This window comes from Mesorhizobium sp. B4-1-3, from assembly GCF_006439355.1.
Classification (GTDB): Bacteria; Pseudomonadota; Alphaproteobacteria; order Rhizobiales; family Rhizobiaceae; genus Mesorhizobium.
Window position 1 is genome coordinate 49,225 of sequence record NZ_VFTG01000020.1, and the last position, 22,762, is coordinate 71,986.

Below are 22,762 nucleotides of genomic sequence, written 5' to 3' on the forward strand. Positions count from 1 at the left end.
CTGGCCCGGCAGATATATCGTCTCTCAGTTCGGCGTTTCGGCGACGGAGCGGAAGAACGCTTCCGGGTCGTCGACTTCGGTCAACCGCCGCCTGTCGATCAGCCAGAAGCGGTTGCCGACGGCGCGGATGAAGGAGCGGTCATGCGAGGCAAGCAGGCAGCTCGCCTGATGCTTCAGCAACTCGTCCTCGAGCGCTTCCTGGCCATCGATGTCGAGATGGTTGGTCGGCTCGTCGAGCAGATAGAAATTGGGATGGATGAGTCTCAGCACCAGCATCATCAGCCTTGACTTCTGTCCGCCGGACAGAACGCCGATCCTCCTCTCCTGCATCTCGATCGCCACGCCGGCGCCGGCGAGCAGCGAGCGGGCGCGCTGCTCGCCGACCTCGAAGCGGCGCGAGACCATCGCCAGCGGCGTGTCGTCGCCATCGATGCCCGACAGCGCCTGGTCGCTGTAGCCGAGCACGGTCGACGGAGTCACCTTGACGTTCGCGACCGACCCCGGCTCGGCGATGGCGTCGCGGATCATCGCTATGAAGCGCGTCTTGCCGACGCCGTTGCGGCCAAGCAGCACGATGCGATCGCCCTGGCAGATGTGGCGCTTGCCGGTCCTGAACAGCAGCGTGCCGTCAGGCGTTTCGACCGCCGCGTCTTCCAGCGTGATCAGCACCTTGGCGTGAGTGCCGCGGTTCGCCAGCCTGATCGCGCCGGCCGAGCGCTCGCGATGCGCCGCCACCGCGGCATCTTCCAGCTTCTCGGCCCGTTCCTTCAACTGCTTGGTCTTCACCGTCAACAGGTCGCTGCCGGAATTGATGCCGATGTTGTTCAGCTTGGCGGCCTGCTTGCGCAACTGCTGGGCGATCTTCATGTCGCGCTCGAACTTGCGCGCCATGGAGGAGTCGAGCTCGTCGAGTGCCTGCCTGGCGCGCGAATAAGGCAGCGCGAACACCGGTGATTCTTCGGGACGCAGGAACAGGGTGCGGTTGGTCGTGGCGTCGAGGAAGGCGCGGTCGTGGCTGGCGATGATGACCGGCACGTCGCGCGGCAGCGCGTTGAGCCATGTCTCGAGTTGGCCGATCCTGGCAAGGTCGAGATGATTGGTCGGCTCGTCGAGCAGCAGCACGTCCGGATCGGTGACCCAGACGCGGGCGATCAACGCCAGGCGCTGCCAGCCGCCGCTCAGCGCGCGCATCGGCCGGCCGCGCAGTTCTTCCCGCACGTCGAGCGAATCCAGCACCACATCGACGCGCCAGAGTTCGTTGTCGAGCTGTTCGCGCGGTAAGGCGTCGGCGACGACGTCATGGAAGCCGCGATCGAGCAGCGCGTCGGGAACGGATTGTTCGACATGGCCGACGCGCAGGCCGCGCGACCGGGTGATGTCGCCGGCGGTGGGTTCGAATTCGCCGGCCAGGCATTTGAGAAGCGTGGATTTGCCACGGCCATTGGCGGCAACGATGCCCAGCCGGTCGCCGGCGCCGATGATGAGGTCGAGGTTGGAGAAGAGCGGCGCACTCATGCTGACGCCGAGGGATTTGAGGCTGATCAGGGCCATGTCGATTTCTCTGGTCTTGCCGGAAAGTCCAGCTGATGCACTTTGACGGTGCGCTGGCTGATCAACGGATCAGCTTAGCGGCACCACGAAGGGCAGACCAAAAATCGAAACGGGAAAACCCGGACCGTCCCGGTCAGCCCTGCAAGCAAGCTCGCAGGGCACAAATCGGGCCACGCTGACGATGGTGATCGATAGACACGCAGCCCTCCTTTCCAGATGTTCGAGTTGGGAGATTGGGTACACCGGGGGAGGACAGGAGGGAAGGGGGCGGCAGAGCACTTCCCTTCTCCCGCAAGAGGAGAAGGGAGAAGGCGCTACTGCCCCGGCCGTCCCGTCTTGCTCGGACGCCGGTTTTGGCGGCGCTCGTCGGCCGGGTCTTCGTAGGAGCCGATTCCGGCGCGTTGACGAACAACTGGCTTGTCGTCCTTCGCGCCACGCTCAGTCTCGCCAGTTCCCGAGGTTGGCTGCGGCTTCACCGGCCTCTTTCCTTCGACCGGTTTCTCCGTTCGGCGCACCGTCATCTCGTCGAGCGAGTTCTTGCGGAACAGCGGCTTGGTGCGGTCGCCGGGAATGCCGAAGTCGGAGCCGTGCGCTTCCTGCGCCGTCTGTTTCTTGAACAGCGAGCGCGACACCGCGCCGGCCGGCGTCGTCATGTCGGTACCGGGTCCCATGTCGTCGATAGACGGCTTGGCGAAGAGCGGCTTCCTCACCGGAACGGCGCCGTCGGCGCCCATCTCGTCGAGATGCGGCTTGCGGAAGAGGTTGGGCCGGGCGGCGTTGGCCGCCTCCTCGGCGGCGCGCGCTTCATCGAGCCTGCGGAAACGCTCCTGCTCCTCGGCGGTACGATGCCTGGCCACGCCCTTGTTGTGCTTGCCCTTCTCGCGGCCCGACGCGGGGCTTTGGCTTTCCACCTCGCGTGCCAGCGGATCGTCGGAAATGGCGAGTTCCATCTCGCGCAGCCGCTTGATCTCGTCGCGGATGCGGGCGGCCTTCTCGAAGTCTAGATTGGCGGCTGCGTCGCGCATCTGCTTGTCCAGCGCCTCGAGATGGGTCTTGAGATTGTTGCCGATCATGGCGCCGGCGTCGTCGGTGAACTGCGAAATGTCGGCGCGCACGTGGTCCTTCTCGTAGACCGAGTCGAGGATGTCGGCGATGCGCGACTTCACCGATTCCGGCGTGATGCCGTTGGCCGCGTTCCACTCCATCTGCTTCTCGCGGCGGCGATTGGTCTCGGCCATCGCCCGCTCCATCGAGCCGGTGATCTGGTCGGCGTAGAGGATGACCTTGCCGTCAACATTGCGGGCGGCGCGGCCGATGGTTTGGATCAGCGAGGTCTCCGAACGCAGGAACCCTTCCTTGTCGGCGTCGAGGATGGCGACGAAGCCGCATTCGGGAATGTCGAGGCCTTCGCGCAACAGATTGATGCCGACCAGCACGTCGAAGGCGCCGAGACGCAGGTCGCGCAGGATCTCGATGCGTTCCAGCGTGTCGATGTCGGAGTGCATGTAGCGGACGCGGATGCCGTTCTCATGCAGATATTCGGTAAGGTCCTCGGCCATGCGCTTGGTCAGCACGGTCACCAGCGTGCGGTAGCCGAGCTTCGTCGTCTCGCGGATCTCGCCGACGACGTCGTCGACCTGGCTCTTGGCCGGGCGCACCTCGACCGGCGGATCGATCAGCCCGGTCGGGCGGATGACCTGCTCGGCGAAGACGCCGCCGGACTGCTCGAGTTCCCAAGCGCCGGGCGTCGCCGAAACCGCCACCGACAGCGGGCGCATGGCGTCCCATTCCTCGAAGCGCAGCGGCCGGTTGTCCATGCAGGAGGGCAGGCGGAAACCATATTCGGCCAGCGTCGCCTTGCGGCGGAAGTCGCCGCGATACATGCCGCCGATCTGCGGCACGGTGACATGGCTTTCGTCGATGAAGATCAGCGCATTGTCGGGCACATATTCGAACAAGGTCGGCGGCGGATCGCCCGGCCGGCGTCCGGTGAGATAGCGCGAATAATTCTCGATGCCGGCGCAGGAGCCGGTCGCCTCCAGCATCTCCAGGTCGAAGCGGGTGCGCTGCTCCAGCCGCTGCGCTTCCAGCAAACGGCCAGCCTTTTCAAGCTCTTGCAGGCGATGCTGCAGCTCTTCCTTGATCGACTTGATGGCTTGATTCAAGGTAGGGCGCGGCGTCACATAGTGCGAATTGGCGTAGATCTTGACGCTTTTCAGCTCGCCGGTCTTCTGGCCGGTGAGCGGATCGAATTCGGTGATCTGTTCGATCTCGTCGCCGAACATCGAGATGCGCCAGGCGCGGTCTTCCAGGTGGGCGGGGAAGATCTCGATCGTGTCGCCGCGAACGCGAAACGAGCCGCGCACGAAGTTGATGTCCTGGCGCTTGTATTGCTGGGCGACGAGATCGGCGAGAAGCGAGCGCTGGTCGAGCCGGTCGCCGACCTGCATCTGGAAGGTCATTGCCGTATAGGTCTCGACCGAACCGATACCGTAGATGCAGGACACCGAGGCGACGATGATCACGTCGTCGCGCTCGAGCAGCGAGCGCGTCGCCGAGTGGCGCATGCGGTCGATCTGCTCGTTGATCGAGGATTCCTTCTCGATATAGGTGTCGGTGCGCGGGACGTAGGCTTCCGGCTGGTAATAGTCGTAGTAGGAGACGAAATACTCGACCGCGTTCTCCGGGAAGAATTTCTTGAACTCGGCATAGAGCTGCGCGGCAAGCGTCTTGTTGGGCGCCAGGATCAGGGCAGGGCGCTGCGTCTCCTCGATCACCTTGGCCATGGTGAAGGTCTTGCCCGAGCCGGTGACGCCGAGCAGCACCTGGGTGCGGTCGTTCCGCTCGACGCCTTCGACGAGGTCCTTGATCGCTGTCGGCTGGTCGCCGGCGGGTTCGAAATCCGACACCATCTTGATGGCGATGCCGCCTTCCGACTTTTCCGGCCGGGCCGGGCGGTGCGGCGTCCAGAGCTGGCCGTCCTTGTGCAGCGGATTGCCGGATTCGATCAGCGCCGACAGTGCCGCTACCGTTGCGGTGACGCCGCTGGAGGAAACCGACTCGGCATCCTCCAGGCTGATGTCGAGGCCGGCCACAGGGTTGAGGCCGGCGGCCGCGCGCTCCTTGGCCGACGCGGCGCCGCCCATCGAGGTGCCGCGCGCGGTGCGCCCGGGCGCCGAGGAGCGTTCGGGAATCTTCTTCGGAGCTTTCGCCTTCGGCTGCTTTTCCGCTTCGCGCTCGATCTGCCCGGCCCAATCGGAGATCGAGCCGGTCAGCGGCGCGCCGGCAAAGTCGGCCTGCGGCGCTTCCGCGAAGCCGCCAGGCTCCAGCGGTTCGGCGGCGTCGAGGAATTCGGTCAGCGGGCTGCGCCGCTTCGGCGCGCCGTCTTGCGAAGGCGTCTTCTTGTCAGGATGTCTGGCCATGGCCCGAATATGGGTGGACTCGGCCGAAATGGAAAGAGCCGAGTGAAAAGGCTCCGGCAGCGCTTTGGACGCTGCTGACAGAAGGCTGTCAGGAGAGGCGTCATGATCCGATGGGCCTGGGATCGTCCGCCTCCGATTTGGCAAGCGCCGCGGCGACTGCGGCGGCGCGGCGGGCCTTCGGTCCGTCCACCGGCCAGACCAGGCGGCGCTTGATGGTCAATGCCGGAACCTTACGGGCGATCTCGACGAGCTGGCCGGAGCGGAAATGCTCCCTCAATACCAGTTCGCTGGCAAGCAGGGCGCCCATGCCGGAAATCGCGGCCTGCGCGGCCAGCACCGTCAACGGGAAGCGCGGTCCATGGTCTATGTGATTGCGCTCGCGGCCGGCGGTGAACCAGTTTGCCCATGTGGGATAAACGTCGTCGCCCATCGTCTGGTCGATGTGGAGGAGGGGCAGGCGGTCGAGCACTTCGGCGCTGTGCTGGTCGGCACGCTTGCGGATCAGCGCCGGGGCGCAAGCCGGGATCACTCTTTCGATGAAGAGGTCGGCCGATGCGAGGTGGCTTGCCGTGCTGTTCCGATAGCTGATGGCGAGGTCGACGCCTTCCTCCAGCATCGAATCCAATGCGATCGACACGACGATGCGCACGTCCAGCCTGCCGAGAGCCGCGCGGACGCGGTCAAGGCGGGGCGCCAGCCAAAGTGAGGAAAAGGAGGGATCGGCCGCGATGGTGAACGTATCGGCACGGCGCTCGAAACGCAGCCGCCGCAAGCCGGAGGCCAGCGCGTCGAAGCCGCGGTCGATGTCGGGCAGCGCCGCCTCGGCAATGCGCGTGAGCGCAATGCCGTTGCCCTCGCGCCTGACCAGCTTGACCCCAAAGCCGATCCTCCAACTGCCGCAACTGATGGCCGACGGCGCCGGGCGTGACGCCGAGCTCGTCGGCTGCGCGGGTGAGACTGCCGGTGCGCGCTGCGGCGACCAGCGCACGCAAAGCGGATAGAGGAAGGTCGCGAAGAAGCATCATGGATTGAGCTTATCTCAAAAGTTGCGAAAACAAACTCGTTTGGAGAAAAAGCCGGCTGCGACCTAGCTTGTTGAAGGCAACTCAATCCAGGAAAGCCGTCGCAATGCTCGACATGCAAACTCAGTCTGCCCCCGCCGGCCGGGCTCCCGAGGCCCCACGCTCGTTGCGGTCGATGCGCAATGAAGGACCGCGCATCGCCGTGGAATTCGATGACGGCAGCGCCGGCCGCCTATCGATGCGCTGGCTGCGGCTTGCCTGCGAATGCGAGATATGCGGCGACACCGCTTCCGGGAAGCGCTGGCTGACACCGGCCGAAATTCCCGCCGATGTCCAGGCAATTTCGATCGAGATCTCGTCGGGCGCGACGATGGACGTAGTCTGGCAGGATGGCCATGTCTCGCGCTTCGCGGCGGGCTTCCTCGCGGCTCATGCCGGGCAGGCCGCCGGCCTTGGCGCGCCACGCTTTCGGCCGGACCTGTGGAACAGCGATCTCGCGACTAGGCTCCGCCGTTTTGCCTTCGACGCCGTGGTCGAGAACGACGAGGCGCTTTTCCAGTCGCTGCGCGCCTTGAGCGACCACGGCATAGCCATGCTGACCGGCGTCCCGGCCGAGCCCGAGGCGACGCTGCGCGTCGCCGGCCGCTACGGCCCGGTGCGCGAGACCAGCTACGGCAAGGTGTTCGATCTCATCTCACGACCCGATGCGCGGGTGGCAGGGGAGACGGCGCGCGCGCAGATCCCGCACAACGACGAGCCATTCCGCTATTCGCCGCCAGGCTTCATCTTCTTCCATGCGATCAGGACCGGCGCCGGCAGCGGCGGCACATCGCTGATGGTCGATGGTTTCCAGGTCGCCGAACAGACGCGCAGGAACAGACCGGAGCTCTTCGACCTGCTGACCCGTCATGGCGTCACCTTCCATCGCGAGCATGCCGGCGAAGTGTTCTTCAGCGCCGAGGCGCATGTCATCAGCCTCGACGCGAGCGGCGCCGTCACCGGCATACGCTACAACGACCGCTGCCTGGCGCCGCAGACTGGCTCGACCGATGAGATCGACGGGCTGATCGAAGCGCTTGCCGAACTGACGCGACTGATCTGCGATCCGGCGAACCAGTTCCAGCACCAGCTGCAGCCCGGCGAGGTGCTGGTCTTCGACAATCAGCGGGTCCTGCACGGGCGCACCGAATTCGATCCGACATTGGCCGTCCGCCACCTCAGGAGCTGCAACCTCGATCGCGACGGCGTCCACAGCGCCTTCCGCACTTTGGCGCGGCGCTTCGCGCCGGAAGAGGCCGAAGCTGTGCTTTATCAGGGAGCTATTTTCTGACAATAGCTATGGTTGGCGCCAACCTCGAAGGTTCGCTTCCTCTCCCCCGCCAGAGGCGGGGGAGAGGTGTCCGCGAAGCGGACGGAGAGGGGGCTTCGTAAGGCGAAAGCCCTTCTCTTCGAGGCGCATTCGCCGTCCGAACCGGCGCTCCCCTCTCCGTCTCGGCTTCGCCGAGCCACCTCTCCCCATTTCATGGGGGCGAGGAACCCAAGACTCAGTTGAACCACAGCGCGAAGGTCAAAAATCCGGCGCCGCCGAACTCGCGCTGGATCTGGTCGAAATCGTCGCTGGTGAGAATCTTGCCGCTTTCGAGATAGGGCGCGATGCCGGGGCCGGTGATGGACAGGACGAGGTCGAAAGGTTTCGGCTCGTCGAAAAAGCGCTTCATGTTGATGCCCTTGCCGGTGATGCGGAAATGCGGCAGCAGCACGCGGCCTTCGAGAAGATCCTCCGCCACCGTCAGCGTGGCGAGCCAGGCCTGCACCTGCTCCTCGCCGACCTCGAGGCCGGTCAGCGGGTTGACGCCTTTCTGCTGCGGTCCCGGCAGCCATTCGCGGTCATTGTCGGTCTCGGCCAGGATCGCCTTCCAGTCCTCGCGCGACAGCCGGATCATCTCCAGCAGGTGGCGGCGCGCGGCCTGCCGGCGTTGCGGCTCGATCACCGGCCAGTTGACCAGATGCACCAGCGAGATGAAGTCGGCGAAGCGCCATTCCGAGGCGAACATGTTGCCACTCATGCCACCGTCCAGCGGCACCAGCGCGTCCTGCAGCGGCAGTTTGGCGCGCGGGAACAGCATGTGGAACGAGCCGTCGAAGGCGTTGCGGAAATCATGCGCCAGCCAGAAATCGGCCTGCGCCATCAGGAACTCGGCATAGCCTTGCAGCCAGAAACCGTCGGCGCGGTCGAAGCGGAAGGTGAGCGAAGGCGCGGCGTTGCTCGTGTCGATGCCGCCTCGCGAGAGCGACGCCATGATGGCGGCGAAGCTTTCGTCCGGCGCAATCGTGCCGTCCTCGTTGAGATCGATACCGGCGCGGGTGAGATCGACCACCATGCCGATGTCGGCGTTGGCGGGGACTGAGCCCAGCATGGCGGCGGATTTCTCCAGCCGGTCGCGGAAGGCGACAAGGATGGCGCGGAATTCTTCGTAAGTCAGCGGCTGCGGGTTGGGATTGTCGGGCACGGGCAGCTGCATCAGCGGCAGCATAAAGGATTTCGGGCTCTCGAAACCGTGGCGATGCAGGCCGCCGGCGAGAAGCTCGAGCGCGGTGAAGAATTCGCCGGCGCCGGCCGCATAGGCCGAGGCCGGGTCCTTCGCCGCAGCCGCCTCCAATGTCGACAGCGCCGTGTTCCGCTCGGCCACGCTCTTCGCCTCGAACATGGACTTGGCCGCGTCCGGCATTTCCGCCCGGGCAAAAGACGCCGGCAGGACTGCAAACAAGGCTGCTGCAAGGATCGCTCTAAGCATCGTCATCGCCCTCCGCTGCAGGCGAGCATACACGCATTTCGGTCCGCCCGGGATGACCCGCTTCAACCGGCCCGTCAGACAGTCTACACAGGGCGAAACTGGATGGGCCCGTGTCGAACTATCCGCTTGCCTATAAACTGTCGTGGCTGCCGCGCCTGCTGAGACCGTCGCTTGCGGGCGACAGCAACGGTTTCGCGGCACCTGCGGCGATGTTGCTCGATCCGCAGCCCACGCGGAAGGTCCGGCTGGCGTTCGTCGGCGACATCTCGGCGGTTGCTAATCGCGATGCGCCGGAATGCGATCCGGCGATCGCCGCGCTGCTTTCGTCCGCCGATCTCGTGGTCGGCAATTGCGAAAGCCCGATCGTCGAGCGCGCACATGCGGTGATCGGCACACGGCTCGGCACGCATCACGCGATGAGCGAGCGTTTCCTGGCCGATGCGCTCGCAGCCGCCGGCATCGCGCGCGACAGGCTGGTGCTGTCCCTGGCCAACAACCATGTGCTCGATCAGGGCATCGCCGGTTTCGAGGAAACGCTCGCCGCGTTGAAACGGCTCGGGATCCGGACCATCGGCACGGTTGCCGGCGGACCTGTACAGCGTCATGCGGCCGGTTCGCTGACGATCGGCTTTGCGGCTTTCACGCTCTGGCGCAACACGGACGCCGCGCCGTTCGAAGAACGTATCTCGATGCGTGCCGCCGAATGGCCGAGTGACACCGTTTCCGGCATCGACCTCACTTGCGCGGTGCCGCATTGGGACTGGGAGTTCCGACATTTTCCACGGCCTGCGACCCGGGCGCTGGCGAGGCGGCTGGCGGATCACGGTGTCCGGCTGGTCGTCGGGCATCACGCACATGTCGTGCAGCCCATCGAGCGCATCGGCGGCAGCGCGATCGCCTACGGTCTTGGCGATTTTCTCGGCACAGCCTTTGCCAGGCTGCCATGGCCGGCACGTGTCGGCTCCATTTTCGTTGTCGATGCCAGCGCCGATCCGGCCACGCGCGGCATGATCGCCGCCTACCGGCAGTATTTTTTCATGCGCCTCGCCGATAAAGGCCATGAGCGGCTGGTGCCGGTCGAGGCTCTGGATGGCGCGCTCAAGCAGCGGGTCGCGTCCCGGCTGGAAGCGATCTTTCCCGCGTCGGGGACGTAGCCGCCGATCGTCGCAAGCGCAGGCGACTTTCGCGTGAAAAGCGCTATCATGGGGCAGCGACGGCTTTCTGTTGATGCCGCGGTCGAAGAACTTCTTCGAGCTTCCGGATATTGCGCAGCCGATCGATTACAACGCGCATGTCGCGCCGATGATCGCCGATCTCGGCGCGATGCTGGCAACGGCAGCGCTGGTGCGCAAGATCGGCGCGACGGACGAGGTTGCCAGATAGGCTTCAGCAGTCGAAGCCGTGTTGGGTGCGCATGTACTCGGCCTCTTCCTTCGACATCTTCTTGAGCATCACGCAGACGGTGAAGCTGCCGACCTGACGGCCGTTCCTGGTGTAGCCCCAGTCGGAAATATCGTCCCTGGTGAATTCGATGTTCTGGCCGAGGACGACGTTGCGGACGATTTCCGGCTCGTTTGCCAATATGCCGACAAAGCCCGTCTCGGTCCGCTTGAAAGGGATGACCCAGAAATGCTCCGTCGCATCCCCATCGGCGATCATCACCTTGAGCTTGAACTTGCCGGTACCCGGCGGCGGAGTGTCGGACAAAGCCAGGAATTCATCGAGGCTCGACCGCGCCTTCTCGATCGCCGCCGCCATCTCGGCGTCGTCGGAGGCGATCATCATCGCCTTGTCTTCGCTTTGCGCGCGAGCGTGCAAGGGAACGAGCGCCAGCAGCAGGCATAGCGCGATACGAACGGCACTTGTCATGATCCCCCCGGTCAAGGCCAATATCCTCGCGCATTATCTTCGGGTAATGTGTCGGCTTTATCAATCCGATCTGCAGCATCAATCCGATCTGCAGCTGCGAAGCGGCCCCACGCCCATTGTCATCGGGCAACGATAAGGGAATGGCTTCAGCTCGGGCCGACCTGAATCTTGAGCAGTCTTACAGCCCGGTCAGACCGGCCAGCCAGCTTGCCGACCGCTTCGCCGCGTCCACCGTCGCGCCGGCGGCGCGGCTGAGATCGGTCTGGACCACGGCATAGCCGGCCTTGGTGCGGTAAAGCACAGCGCGGCCGCCATCGACCGATCTGTCGAAGGCGACCGGCTTCGCCGATTCCGTTTCGCCGGCGGTTACCGTTCCGCCGACCGGAACGCTCGGGCGATGGTCCAACTCGGGTGGCAGCGGGGCAATGGTTTCGACGACGCGGCTCCTGGGTTTCAGATCCGGCCTGGAGGCTTTCGCGGCAAGCTCGGAGGAAGAGGCAGAGCCCTTGACGCGGCAGATGCCTGAAACCAGCGGATAGTTGAAATTGCGCTGGCGCAGCATCTGGCTCTTCATCGCCGCTTCGCAGTCGGCGATCGTCGCCCATTTGGCCGGCGTCTCGCCGATATATTCGCAGAGCTTGGCGTCGCAGTCGCAGCCGACGATGGTCATGGCGACAAGGGCGGTCTTGATCACGGTCTTGTCCCTTCGAAATCGCTCCCATTCCCCACTTGCATCAATCCATGCCGAACAAGGCGGGATTTGGCCGCGATTGTGAAATATGGATGACGGGACATTTCCGAAGGTTGCTCAGCCCGCGACTGTGACCGAAATGCCTCAGGCAGGCTTGGCTACCCCCAAAAAGACAGTCGGCGCTGGGATTTCTCCCAGCGCCTCCCTGTCAGATCAGGAACCGGTCAAGGCAGCAACTTCCGTAAAGTCGTCGCGCCAGGCCGGCCTTGATTTTGACGGTCCTGCCAGTCGCCACCCGAAGGCAGCGCCCGTTCCAGACCACGTCGATCTCCATCCTGGCGGGCTTCACCCAGCGTGCCATCAAAGGTTTTTCCCGGCCTTTATGGCAGCATCGGTCCGCCGTCGGCGTTGCACGCTTTCCGCGGCACCCGTAGGTCTCGGCATCCGTCCATCCAGCGGGCGAACCTGCTTTCGTTTTCGGGCCGTACGGGCCTCAGGAATCCGCCTTGCGCTTTTGCCTTTCGGCTGGGGCGTTCAGTGGCCGCCTGAGATGGGTTGAACCTACGCCGGGCAAGGGGTTCAGGGAATGCCCGCCCGCCTGTGGATAGCGGGATTATCGGGGACCAACGGCAAAAGCCCCGGAATTCGGCGGCCGAACCCCTTAGACAGCCTGCCCCGCTTTTTAGCGATCTTGGATGTTTGAAGTCTTGCTCCGCCGACCCGTCCGCGTTTCAATGCCGGCAAAAGAGTTTGGGCCGGCAAAAGACTTTGGGTGCCCGCACAGGTGCCGCCGCGCATTTTGCGCGACTTGCCTCGGGGGAGGTCGACTTGAAAGTCGGAGTGGTTCTCAATCCGATAGCCGGCGGCGGCAGGCTCAAGCGGCATTGGGCGGAGGCGGCTGCGTCGCTCAAGGCGAATTTCGGCGGTTTCGACCTGCGTGAGACGCAAGCCGCCGGCGACGCCGAGCGGCTGGCGATCGACCTCGCCGCCGGTGGATGCGAACTGGTGATCGCGGCTGGCGGCGACGGCACTGCCAGCGAGGTGGCCGACGGGCTGCTGCAGGCGCAGGACGAGATCGGAAGGACGAGCGAGCTCGGGTTTCTGCCATGCGGCACCGGCATCGATTTCGCGCGCGGGCTCGGCTTGCCGCGCGGCATCGATGCCACGCTGAAGCGGATCGCCGGTGCCAAGGCGCGAAAAGTCGACGCCGGGCGGGTCTGCTACGTCGACGATCATGGCAAGCTGGCCAGCCGCCACTTCATCAACATCGCCAGCCTCGGCCTGTCCGGCGCGACGGATCGCGCCGTCAATGCCGACAAGCGCAAGGGCAGGGTCTCGACCAAGGCGCTGTTCTTCTGGCGCACGGTGCTCGAATTCGTCCGCTACCGCTTCCAGGACGTGAGGATCACCATCGACGATGGCGAGCCGGTCGAGGCGCGCATGGCGCTGGTGGCGGTCGCCAACGGCAAATTCTTCGGCGGCGGCATGATGATCGCGCCGGACGCCGAGCTATCGGACGGACAGTTCGACATCGTCATCGTGCGGGCGGCGAACAAGCTCGGGCTGGTAAGAGACATCCGGCTGCTCTATGGCGGCCGCCACCGCAACCATCCGGCGATCACCATCCTGCGTGGGCGCAAGGTGCTGGTCGAGCCGCTGGGCGATATCGAGAAGAATGGCGCGCTGGTCGACATAGACGGCGAGTCGCCTGGCCGGATTCCGGCGACGTTCGAGATCCTGCCCGGCGCGCTGACGCTGAGGTGTTGAATCAATTGGCTGAGGGCTTGATTCAGCTGGTAACGCCAGCTGATTGAAATTGCTGGCTAATTTTTGCCGGAGCACGGCTAGAGCCTGGCCGGAAAGCCCGGCGCGCGAAGCTCCGTGCCGACCGCATCCTCGAGCAGCTTGACGATCTGCGTCGACGAGGCATCGCCGCCATAGGCGCGCTTGCCCTCCTCGAAGATCGCGTTGACGCGTGTCGCCAGATCGAGCGGCGCGCCGAAATCCCTGCCCATGGCGAGCGCGAAGCCAAGGTCCTTCAGCGCTAGGTCCATGGTGAAGCCGATGTCGTAGGAGCCGTTGAGCACGAGCTGGCTTTCGGTCTCATGGACGAAGCTGTTGCCGGAAGAGGCAACGATGGCGTGATAGGCCTGTGCGAGGTCGAGCCCGCCCTGCTTGGCCAGCATCAGCGCCTCGCCGGCGGCAACCAGGTGGATAAAGGCCAGCATGTTGGTGATGACCTTGATCACCGCCGCCGCGCCGACGGGACCCATCAGAAAGGACTTCGCGCACATCGCCTCTATGGCCGGGCGGTGCCGCTCATAGAGCGCGGCGTCGCCGCCGACGAGCGCGGTGATCTTGCCCACCGCGGCCAGATGCACGCCGCCGGTCACCGGGCATTCGAGCGTCTCGATGCCTTTGGCCGAGGCAAGGGCGGCCAGCCGCAGGATCTCGTCGCGGCCATTGGTCGACATCTCGATCCAGGCGCCGCCCGCGGGCAGGCCCTGGAGCAGTCCGTCGGGGGCGGCGAGCACCGCCTCGCTGACCTTCGGCGAGGGCAGGCAGGTGATGGCATTGCCCGCCCGGGCGGCGGCCTCGGCGGGGCTCGCCGCCGCCGTGGCGCCGAGCGCGACAAGGCGCTCGACCGCCGCCGGATCGCGGTCGAAGACGCTGACGGCAAAGCCGTTGCGCAGCAGGCTGGCGGCGAGGTTGCCACCAAGATTGCCAAGGCCGATGAAGGCGTAAGCGAGGGTCACGGCATCAGCGGCGTCTGCATCATCTGCAGATGCAGGTCCTTGCCGCTATAGGGATGCGCGTCGCAGACGTCCTCGTTGAGCTCGACGCCGAGGCCAGGCTCTTTCGACGGGATGACGTTGCCGTCCTGCCATTCGATCTTCTTCTTGAGCAGGGTGGCGTGGAAACCGTCCCACTGCTTCAGCGATTCCAAGATGAGGAAGTTGGGCAGCGTCACCGCCAGCTGGATGTTGGCGGCGCCCACGATCGGGCCGCAATAGCAGTGCGGCGCCACCTGGATGTGATAGGCCTCGGCCATGGCGGCGATCTTCTTGGTTTCGAGAATGCCGCCGGAGCGGCCGAGATCCGGCTGCAGGATGGTCGCGGCGCGGTTCTCGATGATGCGGGCGAACTCGAATTTCGTCGTCAGCCGCTCGCCGGTGGCGATCGGGATCGAGGTACCGCGTGCAACCTGCGCCATGACTTCCGGCATATCCGGCGGCACCGGCTCCTCGAACCACAGCGGATCGTATGGCTCGATGGCGCGCGCCATGCGCAGGGCGCCCGATGCGGTGAACTGGCCATGCGTGCCAAACAGGATGTCCGCCCTGTTGCCGACTGCTTCGCGGATCGCCTTGATCATGCGCGCCGACAGGTCGATGTCGATCAGGCGCGGCTGGTGGCCGTCATAGGCGGTGTAGGGGCCGGCCGGGTCGAGCTTCACGGCATTAAAGCCCTGCTCCACATATTCGAGCGCGCAGGCGGCAGCCAGGCCTGGGTCGTTGTAGACGTTCTTGCCGCGCGCATCTTCCGAATGGACGCTGCCGGTGTGCGGATAGAGATAGGTGTACGAGCGCAGCGTCTCATGCACCTGGCCGCCGAGCAGCTTGTAGACCGGCTTGCCGGCTTCCTTGCCGATGATGTCCCAGCAGGCCATCTCCAGCGCCGAGAAGCAGCCCATGCCGGAAACGTCGGGGCGCTGGGTGAAGCCGGAGGAATAGGCGCGGCGGAAGAAGTTCTCGATGTCGTGCGGGTCGCGGCCGACGAGATAGCGCTCGGCCATGTCCTCGATCATCCTGGCGGTGACATGCGCCGAGAAGGTGGCGTTGTAGGCCTCGCCATAGCCGACCACGCCGCCATCGGTGGTGAGCTTGACGAAGATGAAATACTTGCCGCCGATGCCGGGCGGCGGGTTGCCGACAACCCAGGTCTTCACGTCGGTGATTTTCATTTGTGATCCTCCAGAACCAGGTCGGCGCCTTTCCATCCGGTCAGGATCGCGGCGGCGTTGGTGTTGCCCGTGATGTTATCGGGGAAAATCGAAGCGTCGATGACGCGCAAGGCGTCCAGCCCATGCACCTTCAGCCGCGGATCGACGACGGCGCGCGACGCGTCCGGCCCCATGCGGCAGGTCGAGACCGGATGATAGACGGTGCCCGAGCGTTTCCTGAAATCCTGGATCAGGTCGGCGTCCGACCGGATCGACGGTCCAGGCAGCACCTCTTCCTCGATGATCTCAGCCATGGCCGGCATCGCGGCGATCCTGCGCACGAACTTCACCGCCGCCAGCATCTCGTCGACATCGGCGTTGGTCGAATAGGCGTTGGGCGTGATCCTCGGATAGTCGCGCGGATCGTTCGAGCGGATCATGATCTCGCCGCGGCTCGACGGCCGGCAGTTGGACAGGCCAATCGAGAAGCCCGGCCAGGGGTCGGGCGTCAGGATCGGCCGTTCGCCGCTCTTCGGGATGACGGTCGAGAAGGCCTGAAAATAGAGCTGCATGTTCGGCCGCGTCATCGATGGGTCGGTTCGGAAGAAGCCGCCGGCATTGTTCATCGACAGCGACAGCGGACCGGAGCGCAAGAGGATGTATTGCATGCCGACCAGGAGCTTGCCCCACCAGGGCCGCAGGATCTGGTTGAGCGTCGGCAGCTTGCCCTTGAACGTGTAGTTGATGCCGACATGGTCCTGCAGATTGGCGCCGACATTGTCGTTGGCGCGAACCACCGGAATGCCGAGATCGCCGAGCAACGCGGCGGGGCCGACGCCGGACAGCTGCAGCAGTTGCGGCGAGTTGATCGAGCCGCCTGAGAGGATCACCTCGCGGCCGGCGCGCGCCGTCTTGATCTCGCCGTTCTGCTCATATTCGATGCCGACGGCGCGCTTGCCCTCGAACAGGATTCTTGTCGCCAGCGCATTGGTCTCGACACGGACATTGCCGCGTTTCATCGCCGGCCGCAGGAAGGCGCGCGCGGCCGACATGCGGCGGCCGTTCTTTGTCGTGATCTGGTACACGCCGACGCCCTCCTGGGAGGCGCCGTTGAAGTCCGGATTGAGCGGCAGGCCGGCCTGCTCGGCGGCGGCAAGATAGCGCTTGGTCAGCGGGTGCACGGCGCGCGAACAATCGGTGACGTGCAGGGGGCCGCCGACGCCGCGCCATTGGTCGGCACCGGCCGCATTGTCCTCCATCGCCTTGAAGGCGGCCAGGAGGTCGTCATAGCTCCAGCCGGGATTGCCGGCGGCCGCCCAGGCGTCGAAATCCTCGCGCGCGCCGCGAATGAAGACCATGGCGTTGATCGAGCTCGAGCCGCCGAGCAGCTTGCCGCGCGGCCAGTGGTCGGCATTGCCGGCGAGCCCTGGGTCCGGCTCAGCCTTGTAGTTCCAGTTGACGGCCGCGTCGAAGAAGGTCTTGCCGTAGCCGAGCGGCATCTGGACATAGAAGCGCCGGTCGGTTCCGCCGGCTTCCAGCACCAGCACCGAGAAGCGGCCTGAAGCCGACAATTTGTCGGCAACGACCGAACCGGCCGAGCCGGAGCCGACGACGATGAAATCATAAGTCTGCATGATAAGCGGGCGCGCTCCGAAATCCGCACCTAGCCTAGACATTGCCGGTTCACGTCGTCGCCGGACCTTCCGGCATGGCTTGTGAAAAAAGCGACCGGCGCAATGGCGAGCATTTCGCTTTCGCCAAAGCTTGCGACATCGCGGTCGCATTGCTACGCAACAGCAACGAACCTCCTAAGGATTTCGCCATGGTGCATTATGCGGACGGAAAACCCCTCGGCGATCTGACCTTGCGCACGCTCGCCATGCCCTCCGACGCCAATGCCGCCGGCGACATTTTCGGCGGCTGGGTGATGGCGCAGATGGACCTTGCCTGCGGCATCCGCGCCGCCGAGCGCGCCAAGGGGCGTGTGGTCACCGCTGCGGTCAAGGAGATGTCTTTCGCCAAGCCGATGAAGGTCGGCGACACGCTTTGCATCTACACGCATGTCGAGCGCGTCGGCCGCACCTCGATGGTGCTCAAGGTCGAAGCCTGGGCGCAGCGCTACCTTTCCGACCTCATGGAGAAGGTCACCCATGCCGATTTTGTCATGGTGGCGCTCGACGGCGAAGGCAAGCCGAAGCCGGTTCCGGCCGAGAGCTGACAGGCCCTGATTCTCCCCAGGTTTGCCGTTTTGTAACAACATCCGCGCCGGAGATGCGCTCCGCGACATCCAATGGTTGCCTTCGCGCCCCAGTTTGAGGTCGCGAGGGGGAAAACAATGCGTCAACATATGCTGAACGGCTGGCTCGTGGCAGCCCTTATTGCTCTGGTCTGCCTGCTTGGCATAACGGCCTATATGGAGGTCAGCAAAGATCTTCCACGCGTCGCCTGCATGCGGGATCACGCGGTGGCCGGCAAGCGGGCCGCGCAGTCGGAGAGCTGCTCGGCCACGTGCTGCGTCAGCACCAGTCCAAGCGCCTGATCGGTGGCCGGTCAAAGACAGTCATCCTTGTCGAGAGAGTTGCGCGGAGACTCCTGCGAGGCTGCCCCGGGGCCGCAGCGGATCCGGCCAAAGCCGGAAAGTACGACAGGGCCGGCGCCGAGCCGCACGGTTCACCCAATGGTTCAAAAACCTTTGAATTACAGCGATTTCAGCCTTGCCGGCTGTCGAATTTCGCGCGCGCCTCGCGGACCCGATTTGTGTTCTTGCGCGCCCATTCGCCGAGCGCGCCGACCGGCACGAGCAGTTCGTGACCGAGCTCGGTCAACTCGTAATCGACACGTGGCGGAATGGTCGGAAACACCTTGCGCGTGACGAAGCCGTCGCGCTCCAGACCGCGCAGGGTGGTGGTCAGCATCTTTTGCGAAATGCCGCCGACGGCGGCGCGTAATTCGTTGAAGCGCATCGCGCCGTCGCCCAGCTTGCCGACCACGAGCACCGTCCATTTATCGCCGACCCGTTGCAGGATTTCCGACACGGCACGGCAGTCCTCGGTGATATGCGGGTGCCTCAGTAACAAAAACGTGCCTCCTTGCGCGCCAATTTGTCAGTATCACATATAGCGCCGGTATCCAATCGATACCTGAAATTCCCGCAAGGAGAGCCCCTATGTCCAAGCCCAAAATCGCCATTATCGTCGGTTCGACGCGCGCCGCCCGCTTCGCCGATGTGCCGACGCAATGGATCGCCAAGATCGCCAAGTCGCACGCCGATATCGACGTCGAGATCGTCGACCTGCGCGACTGGCCGCTGCCATTCTTCGACGAGGTCGCTTCCTCCGCCTGGGCGCCGTCGCAGAACGAAGTGGCGCAGCGCTGGCAGAAGAAGGTCGCCGAGTTCGACGGCTTCATCTTCACCGCCGCCGAATACAATCACGCGCCGACCGGTGTCTTGAAGAACGCCATCGATTACGCCGCCAATGAATGGAACAAGAAGCCGGCCGGCTTTGTCGGCTACGGCTCGGTCGGCGGCGCGCGCGCGGTCGAACAGCTCCGCCTGATCGCCGTCGAGTTGCAGATGGCTCCGGTCAAGTCGGCCGTCCATATCGCCTGGGGCGACTTCCTTGCGGTTCGCCAGGGCGAGAAGAAGCTCGAGGACCTCGAGCATCTGAACCAGGCCGCAGCCGCGCTGGTCAACGACATCGCCTGGTGGGCGAAGGTGCTGAAGGCTGCGCGCGCCGCCGACGCGATCGCCGGCGAAGCCCAAGCCGCTTAAAGAGCCTGCGTGGGTTCATCCTCCCGAAGGGCGGCGCTTGCGCCGCCCTTTTTAGTTTGCGGAAGCCCTGGGGCTGCCTGCCTTGCTAGGTCGCGCGCAGGCTTGGCGGTTACTTGACCGCCAAGACCTGCGCGTTAGATGCAGGCCCGAATCCGCCGCAAACGAAGTCGGTATAGTCGTGGAGGAGCGGAATGCCTTGGCTTGGCAGATGGCGTAATCAGTATGGGTCCGTCCTTGAGATAACCGGCGAGGAGGGCGGCCGGATAGAAGGCACGTTTCGCACGGCGCTCGAAGACAGCAGCTTCTATGGACAGACGGTGCCGATATCCGGCATCGCGCATGGCGATGTGATCGGAGTGACGGCGGCCGGCGAGGGCACGGCCGGCCCCGCGGCGGTGAGCTACACCGGCATATTGCGGGACGGCAAACTGGAGACGATGTGGCTGACGGTGGCGGGCAGCATCATTACCGGCAAGGAGGGCGAAACCGCTTCCCGCAAGCAGGTAGGAACCTGGCGCGCCTTTGGCACCAGTCTCGACACTTTCGTCCGAGAATAGCCAAGCCAGCCGGCACTAAGCGCCTTTGCTTTGCGCTCCAATGTCCCATCGTTTGGCAATGCTTGGCGATCAGGCCGAAATTTGCGTGACCTTTATGCCAAGCCATCGCTTGTGCCGCCCTTTTTAGTTTGCGGAATTAGTTTGCGGAACCCCGGTGGCCTGCCTTGGCCGGATGATGCAGTCGGCAAGATGCGCCTGCTCATCGAGCTCATCGGCGTGGTGCTGGCCCCACTGGCAGAGCGCCAGCAGGATCGGCTCGAGGCTGAGGCCGAGCGGCGTCGCGCGATATTCGACGCGCACCGGGATCTCGGCAAAGATCTCGCGGCTGACGAGGCCATGCTCCTCCATCTCGCGCAACTGGTCGATCAGCACCTTCTGGGTGATGCCGGGCATCAGGGCTTTAAGCGCCGAAAGCCGGCGCGGACCGTCGAAGAGATAGTAGAGGATCACTGCTTTCCAGCGGCCCGAGATCACTTTCAGCGCGCGTTCGGCGGGGAGCATCGGCAGTCGCTTGACTACGCGTTTCTTGGTGATTTGGGCCATGGTCACCTCCTGGTGTGCAGCGGACAAATCCGTGTGTAGCGGCGACCGCACAGATAGTGGCAAAGACCGGCCGCCGCCATAGCGATCGGAGCCCTGCCATGAAAGCCATCCAGTTTAACCGTTTCGGCGGCCCGGAGGTGTTGGAGGTCGTCGACGTGCCAACGCCAGCCGCGCAAGCCGGCGAGGTGCTGGTCAAGGTGGAAGCGGCCGGCATCAACTTCTTCGAAGTGCTGATGCGCGCGGATCGCTACGCGGTCACGCCAGCCCTGCCGGCATTCCCCGGCGTCGAAGTTGCCGGCACAGTCGAGGCGGTCGGCGAGGGTGTCGACCCAAGCCTGTTCGGACGCCGCGTGGCGGCGCCGCTGTTCGTGTCGGCCCGGCCATTCGGCGGCTATGCCGACCATGTGACGATCGACGCCGGCCTCGTCGTGCCGCTGCCGGATGCGCTTTTGTTTGAAGCCGCGGTCGCCCTGATGGTGCAGGGGCTGACCGCCTTGCATCTCACGCGGCAAAGTCCTCCTGCCGGCAGGACGGTGCTGGTTCCCGCTGCCGCCGGAGGCGTCGGCTCGCTGCTGATACAATTGGCCAAAGGGCAGGGTGCACGTCGCGTCGTCGCGCTGGCCGGCGGGGCCGCCAAGCGCGATTTCGTTCTCGCGCTCGGGGCCGATGTTGCGATCGACTCCAGCGCGGCGGACTGGCCCACGCGAATCCGCGAAGCGAGCGACGGCTTGGGTGCCGAAATCGTCTACGACACCGTCGGCGGTGCGTTGAGCAGGGCGTTCCTCGATCTCCTGTCGCCCGGCGGCGAGCTGGTGTTCGCGGCGCTCGGCCGGTTTCAATTGCCGGCTTCGGACCTCGAAGCGATGATCGGCCGCAATCAAGCGCTCAGAGGGTTTGCTCTGCTGCCGCTCTTGTCCGCTGATAGTCTCAGGGCAGGTTTGGGCGAGTTATTTGAACTGGCGTCGAGCGGCCGGCTGAAGGTGGCGATCGGCGGCCGCTTTCAGCTGCATCAGGCAGGCGAGGCGCATCGATTGCTGGAAGAGCGTCGCGCCACTGGCAAGGTCGTGCTGCTGCCCTGATACGCTTCTCCATGCTCGCATGGGAGCGCACCAAGGCTGGCGCAGGGCGGCATCGCGGCGGCTTTCAGCCGGTTAGACTCTTTGATTTGGGAGCTGGCGGTCGGGACGGCGCCGGTTGCGGGTCTCAGGAGCAGTCGCCAAGCTCCAGAATGTTTTGACGCAATTGCGGACGGAAAGCCGCTTCGCACTTTCCTGGAATTGCATTAGCGGCGCACGACCTGCCGGTGGCCGTCGGGGAGGCGGGTGGCGATCAGCTTGTCGATGCGGCGGCCGTCGAGATCGACCACCTCGAAGCGCCAGCCCTGCGCGTCGACGCACTCGCCGGTCGTCGGCAGATGGTGGAGATGCGACAGCACATAGCCGGCGACGGTCTCATAGTCGCGATTCTCCGGCAGGTCGATGCCCAGCACCTCGGCCATCTCGTCGGCCTGCATATAGCCGGCGAGCAGCCATGAGCCGTCGTCGCGCTTGACCGCGTTCTCCTCCTCGCCGGCCTCGAGGTCGGAGCGGAACACGCCGGTGATGGCTTCGAGGATGTCGGCCGGCGTGACGATGCCTTCAAAATGACCGTATTCGTCATGCACCAGCGCCATCGGCACATCGGATTCGCGCAGCCTCTGCAGCACGTCGAGCGCGTCGGCCTGGTCATGGACGATGGGGGCGGCGCGCACATGCTGGCGAGGATCCAGCACCCTGCCGGCCAAAAGAGCGGCCAGCACGTCGCGCGTCTGAATGACGCCGACCATGGCGTCGACATTGCCGTCGCCGACCGGCAGCCGCGAGTGCTGGGTGTCCATCAAAAGCTTTCGGACCGCGGCTTCGTCGGATTGCAGGTTGAGCCAGTCGACCTCAGTGCGCGGCGTCATCACGGCGCGCACGGCGCGGTCGCCGAGGCGCATGACGCCGGCGATCATGCGGCGCTCATCGGATTCGATGGTGCCGTGATGCTCGGCCTCGGCGACCAGCATCTTTATCTCCTCGTCGGTGACCTTCTCCTCCGTCTCGCCGGCCTGGCCGAGCAGCCACAGCACCGCGCGGCCGGAAATGTCGAGCAGGAAGACGAGCGGCGCAGAGATGGTGGCAAGGATGGTCATTGCGGGCGCGGCTCGGGCGGCGACGCGCTCGGGATCGCGCAGCGCAATCTGCTTCGGCACCAGCTCGCCGACGATCAGCGAGGCATAGGTGATCACAGCGACGACGATGCCGACGCCGACAGGATCGGCGATGTTTTCGCGGATGCCGGTCGAGGCCAGATATTGCGCCAGCCTTTCGCCGAGCGTCGCGCCCGAGAAGGCGCCCGAGAGAACGCCGACGAGCGTGATGCCGATCTGCACCGACGACAGGAACTTGCCGGGGTTCGAGCCGAGCGCCAGCGCGCGGCCGGCGCCCTTGACGTTGCGGTCGATCATCGCCTTGAGGCGGGCGGGCCGCGACGAGACGATGGCAAGTTCCGACATCGACAACAGGCCGTTCACCAAGATGAGGACGGCAACGACGGCGATTTCAACGTAAAGCATG

21 protein-coding genes are annotated in these 22,762 nt (G+C 64.9%); 8 read left to right on the forward strand and 13 right to left on the reverse strand.

The genetic code is table 11. The annotated features are described in order from the left end of the window. Window positions 1-24 precede the first annotated feature (24 nt). The 3 genes from FJW06_RS22120 to FJW06_RS30235 form a co-directional block, all read right to left on the reverse strand. The gene (locus tag FJW06_RS22120; RefSeq protein WP_140754468.1) at window positions 25-1,551 is read right to left on the reverse strand and encodes an ABC-F family ATP-binding cassette domain-containing protein; all 1,527 of its coding nucleotides are present in this window, start codon (window positions 1,549-1,551) and stop codon (window positions 25-27) included. Window positions 1,552-1,865: 314 nt separating this feature from the next. Then, entirely contained in the window at window positions 1,866-4,973 is a 3,108-nt protein-coding gene (gene uvrB / locus FJW06_RS22125) for an excinuclease ABC subunit UvrB (RefSeq protein WP_140754470.1), read from the reverse strand. A 100-nt stretch (window positions 4,974-5,073) separates the two neighbouring features. Next, window positions 5,074-5,961, reverse strand: coding sequence for a LysR substrate-binding domain-containing protein (locus FJW06_RS30235; RefSeq protein WP_246674778.1), 888 nt, complete (start codon window positions 5,959-5,961; stop codon window positions 5,074-5,076). A 209-nt stretch (window positions 5,962-6,170) separates the two neighbouring features. Between FJW06_RS30235 and FJW06_RS22135 the strand changes: the two genes are divergently transcribed. Continuing rightward, window positions 6,171-7,325: a TauD/TfdA family dioxygenase gene (locus FJW06_RS22135; RefSeq protein ID WP_181178499.1), complete on the forward strand. Its 1,155-nt coding sequence runs from the start codon at window positions 6,171-6,173 to the stop codon at window positions 7,323-7,325. Window positions 7,326-7,539: 214 nt separating this feature from the next. Here FJW06_RS22135 and FJW06_RS22140 read toward each other — a convergent pair whose 3' ends face one another. After that, complete coding sequence (locus FJW06_RS22140; RefSeq protein WP_140754474.1) at window positions 7,540-8,796, reverse strand: hypothetical protein; 1,257 nt, start codon at window positions 8,794-8,796, stop codon at window positions 7,540-7,542. A gap of 104 nt (window positions 8,797-8,900) precedes the next feature. Between FJW06_RS22140 and FJW06_RS22145 the strand changes: the two genes are divergently transcribed. Further along, the gene (locus FJW06_RS22145; protein WP_140754476.1) at window positions 8,901-9,944 is read left to right on the forward strand and encodes a CapA family protein; all 1,044 of its coding nucleotides are present in this window, start codon (window positions 8,901-8,903) and stop codon (window positions 9,942-9,944) included. Between the two features lie 73 nt (window positions 9,945-10,017). Continuing rightward, the gene (locus tag FJW06_RS22150) at window positions 10,018-10,173 is read left to right on the forward strand and encodes a hypothetical protein (RefSeq protein ID WP_181178501.1); all 156 of its coding nucleotides are present in this window, start codon (window positions 10,018-10,020) and stop codon (window positions 10,171-10,173) included. A 3-nt stretch (window positions 10,174-10,176) separates the two neighbouring features. On the opposite strand, the gene FJW06_RS22155 is transcribed toward FJW06_RS22150, so the two are convergent. From FJW06_RS22155 to FJW06_RS30240, 3 genes are all read right to left on the reverse strand, one after another. Then, window positions 10,177-10,659 (reverse strand): DUF2314 domain-containing protein, encoded by a 483-nt coding sequence (locus tag FJW06_RS22155; RefSeq protein WP_140754478.1) that lies wholly within the window; start codon window positions 10,657-10,659, stop codon window positions 10,177-10,179. A 178-nt stretch (window positions 10,660-10,837) separates the two neighbouring features. Beyond that, on the reverse strand, window positions 10,838-11,353 hold the full coding sequence (locus FJW06_RS22160) for a hypothetical protein (RefSeq protein WP_140754480.1): 516 nt from the start codon (window positions 11,351-11,353) through the stop codon (window positions 10,838-10,840). 205 nt (window positions 11,354-11,558) lie between these two features. After that, a complete protein-coding gene (locus tag FJW06_RS30240) occupies window positions 11,559-11,711 on the reverse strand; it encodes a hypothetical protein (protein WP_181178502.1) in 153 nt (50 codons plus the stop codon). Window positions 11,712-12,178: 467 nt separating this feature from the next. On the opposite strand from FJW06_RS30240, the gene FJW06_RS22165 reads away from it, so the two are divergent. Continuing rightward, complete coding sequence (locus FJW06_RS22165) at window positions 12,179-13,117, forward strand: diacylglycerol kinase family protein (protein WP_140754482.1); 939 nt, start codon at window positions 12,179-12,181, stop codon at window positions 13,115-13,117. Window positions 13,118-13,194: 77 nt separating this feature from the next. Here the strand turns inward: FJW06_RS22165 and FJW06_RS22170 are convergent, their stop codons facing one another. The 3 genes from FJW06_RS22170 to FJW06_RS22180 are packed head-to-tail and all read right to left on the reverse strand — an operon-like array spanning window position 13,195 to window position 16,927. Further along, on the reverse strand, window positions 13,195-14,106 hold the full coding sequence (locus tag FJW06_RS22170) for an NAD(P)-dependent oxidoreductase (protein ID WP_140754484.1): 912 nt from the start codon (window positions 14,104-14,106) through the stop codon (window positions 13,195-13,197). Further along, the gene (locus FJW06_RS22175) at window positions 14,103-15,314 is read right to left on the reverse strand and encodes a mandelate racemase/muconate lactonizing enzyme family protein (RefSeq protein WP_140754486.1); all 1,212 of its coding nucleotides are present in this window, start codon (window positions 15,312-15,314) and stop codon (window positions 14,103-14,105) included. Before FJW06_RS22175 ends, FJW06_RS22170 begins: the two co-directional genes overlap by 4 nt. Further along, entirely contained in the window at window positions 15,311-16,927 is a 1,617-nt protein-coding gene (locus tag FJW06_RS22180) for a GMC family oxidoreductase N-terminal domain-containing protein (protein WP_140754488.1), read from the reverse strand. Before FJW06_RS22180 ends, FJW06_RS22175 begins: the two co-directional genes overlap by 4 nt. Window positions 16,928-17,115: 188 nt before the next feature. Between FJW06_RS22180 and FJW06_RS22185 the strand changes: the two genes are divergently transcribed. Beyond that, a complete protein-coding gene (locus FJW06_RS22185; protein ID WP_140754582.1) occupies window positions 17,116-17,511 on the forward strand; it encodes an acyl-CoA thioesterase in 396 nt (131 codons plus the stop codon). A gap of 490 nt (window positions 17,512-18,001) precedes the next feature. Here FJW06_RS22185 and FJW06_RS22195 read toward each other — a convergent pair whose 3' ends face one another. After that, complete coding sequence (locus tag FJW06_RS22195) at window positions 18,002-18,370, reverse strand: helix-turn-helix domain-containing protein (protein ID WP_140754492.1); 369 nt, start codon at window positions 18,368-18,370, stop codon at window positions 18,002-18,004. An 89-nt stretch (window positions 18,371-18,459) separates the two neighbouring features. Between FJW06_RS22195 and FJW06_RS22200 the strand changes: the two genes are divergently transcribed. Continuing rightward, a complete protein-coding gene (locus FJW06_RS22200; RefSeq protein ID WP_140754494.1) occupies window positions 18,460-19,065 on the forward strand; it encodes an NADPH-dependent FMN reductase in 606 nt (201 codons plus the stop codon). Between the two features lie 191 nt (window positions 19,066-19,256). Further along, window positions 19,257-19,622, forward strand: coding sequence for an avidin/streptavidin family protein (locus FJW06_RS22205; protein WP_140754496.1), 366 nt, complete (start codon window positions 19,257-19,259; stop codon window positions 19,620-19,622). Window positions 19,623-19,745: 123 nt separating this feature from the next. Here FJW06_RS22205 and FJW06_RS22210 read toward each other — a convergent pair whose 3' ends face one another. Next, window positions 19,746-20,165 carry a helix-turn-helix domain-containing protein gene (locus FJW06_RS22210; RefSeq protein WP_140754498.1) on the reverse strand — a complete coding sequence of 140 codons (420 nt, stop codon included), beginning with the start codon at window positions 20,163-20,165 and terminating at the stop codon, window positions 19,746-19,748. Between the two features lie 98 nt (window positions 20,166-20,263). On the opposite strand from FJW06_RS22210, the gene FJW06_RS22215 reads away from it, so the two are divergent. Next, window positions 20,264-21,244, forward strand: a complete 981-nt coding sequence (locus tag FJW06_RS22215; RefSeq protein WP_140754500.1) for a zinc-binding dehydrogenase — start codon at window positions 20,264-20,266, stop codon at window positions 21,242-21,244. Window positions 21,245-21,447: 203 nt separating this feature from the next. Here the strand turns inward: FJW06_RS22215 and FJW06_RS22220 are convergent, their stop codons facing one another. Further along, on the reverse strand, window positions 21,448-22,761 hold the full coding sequence (locus FJW06_RS22220) for a hemolysin family protein (RefSeq protein ID WP_140754502.1): 1,314 nt from the start codon (window positions 22,759-22,761) through the stop codon (window positions 21,448-21,450). Window position 22,762 lies beyond the last annotated feature (1 nt).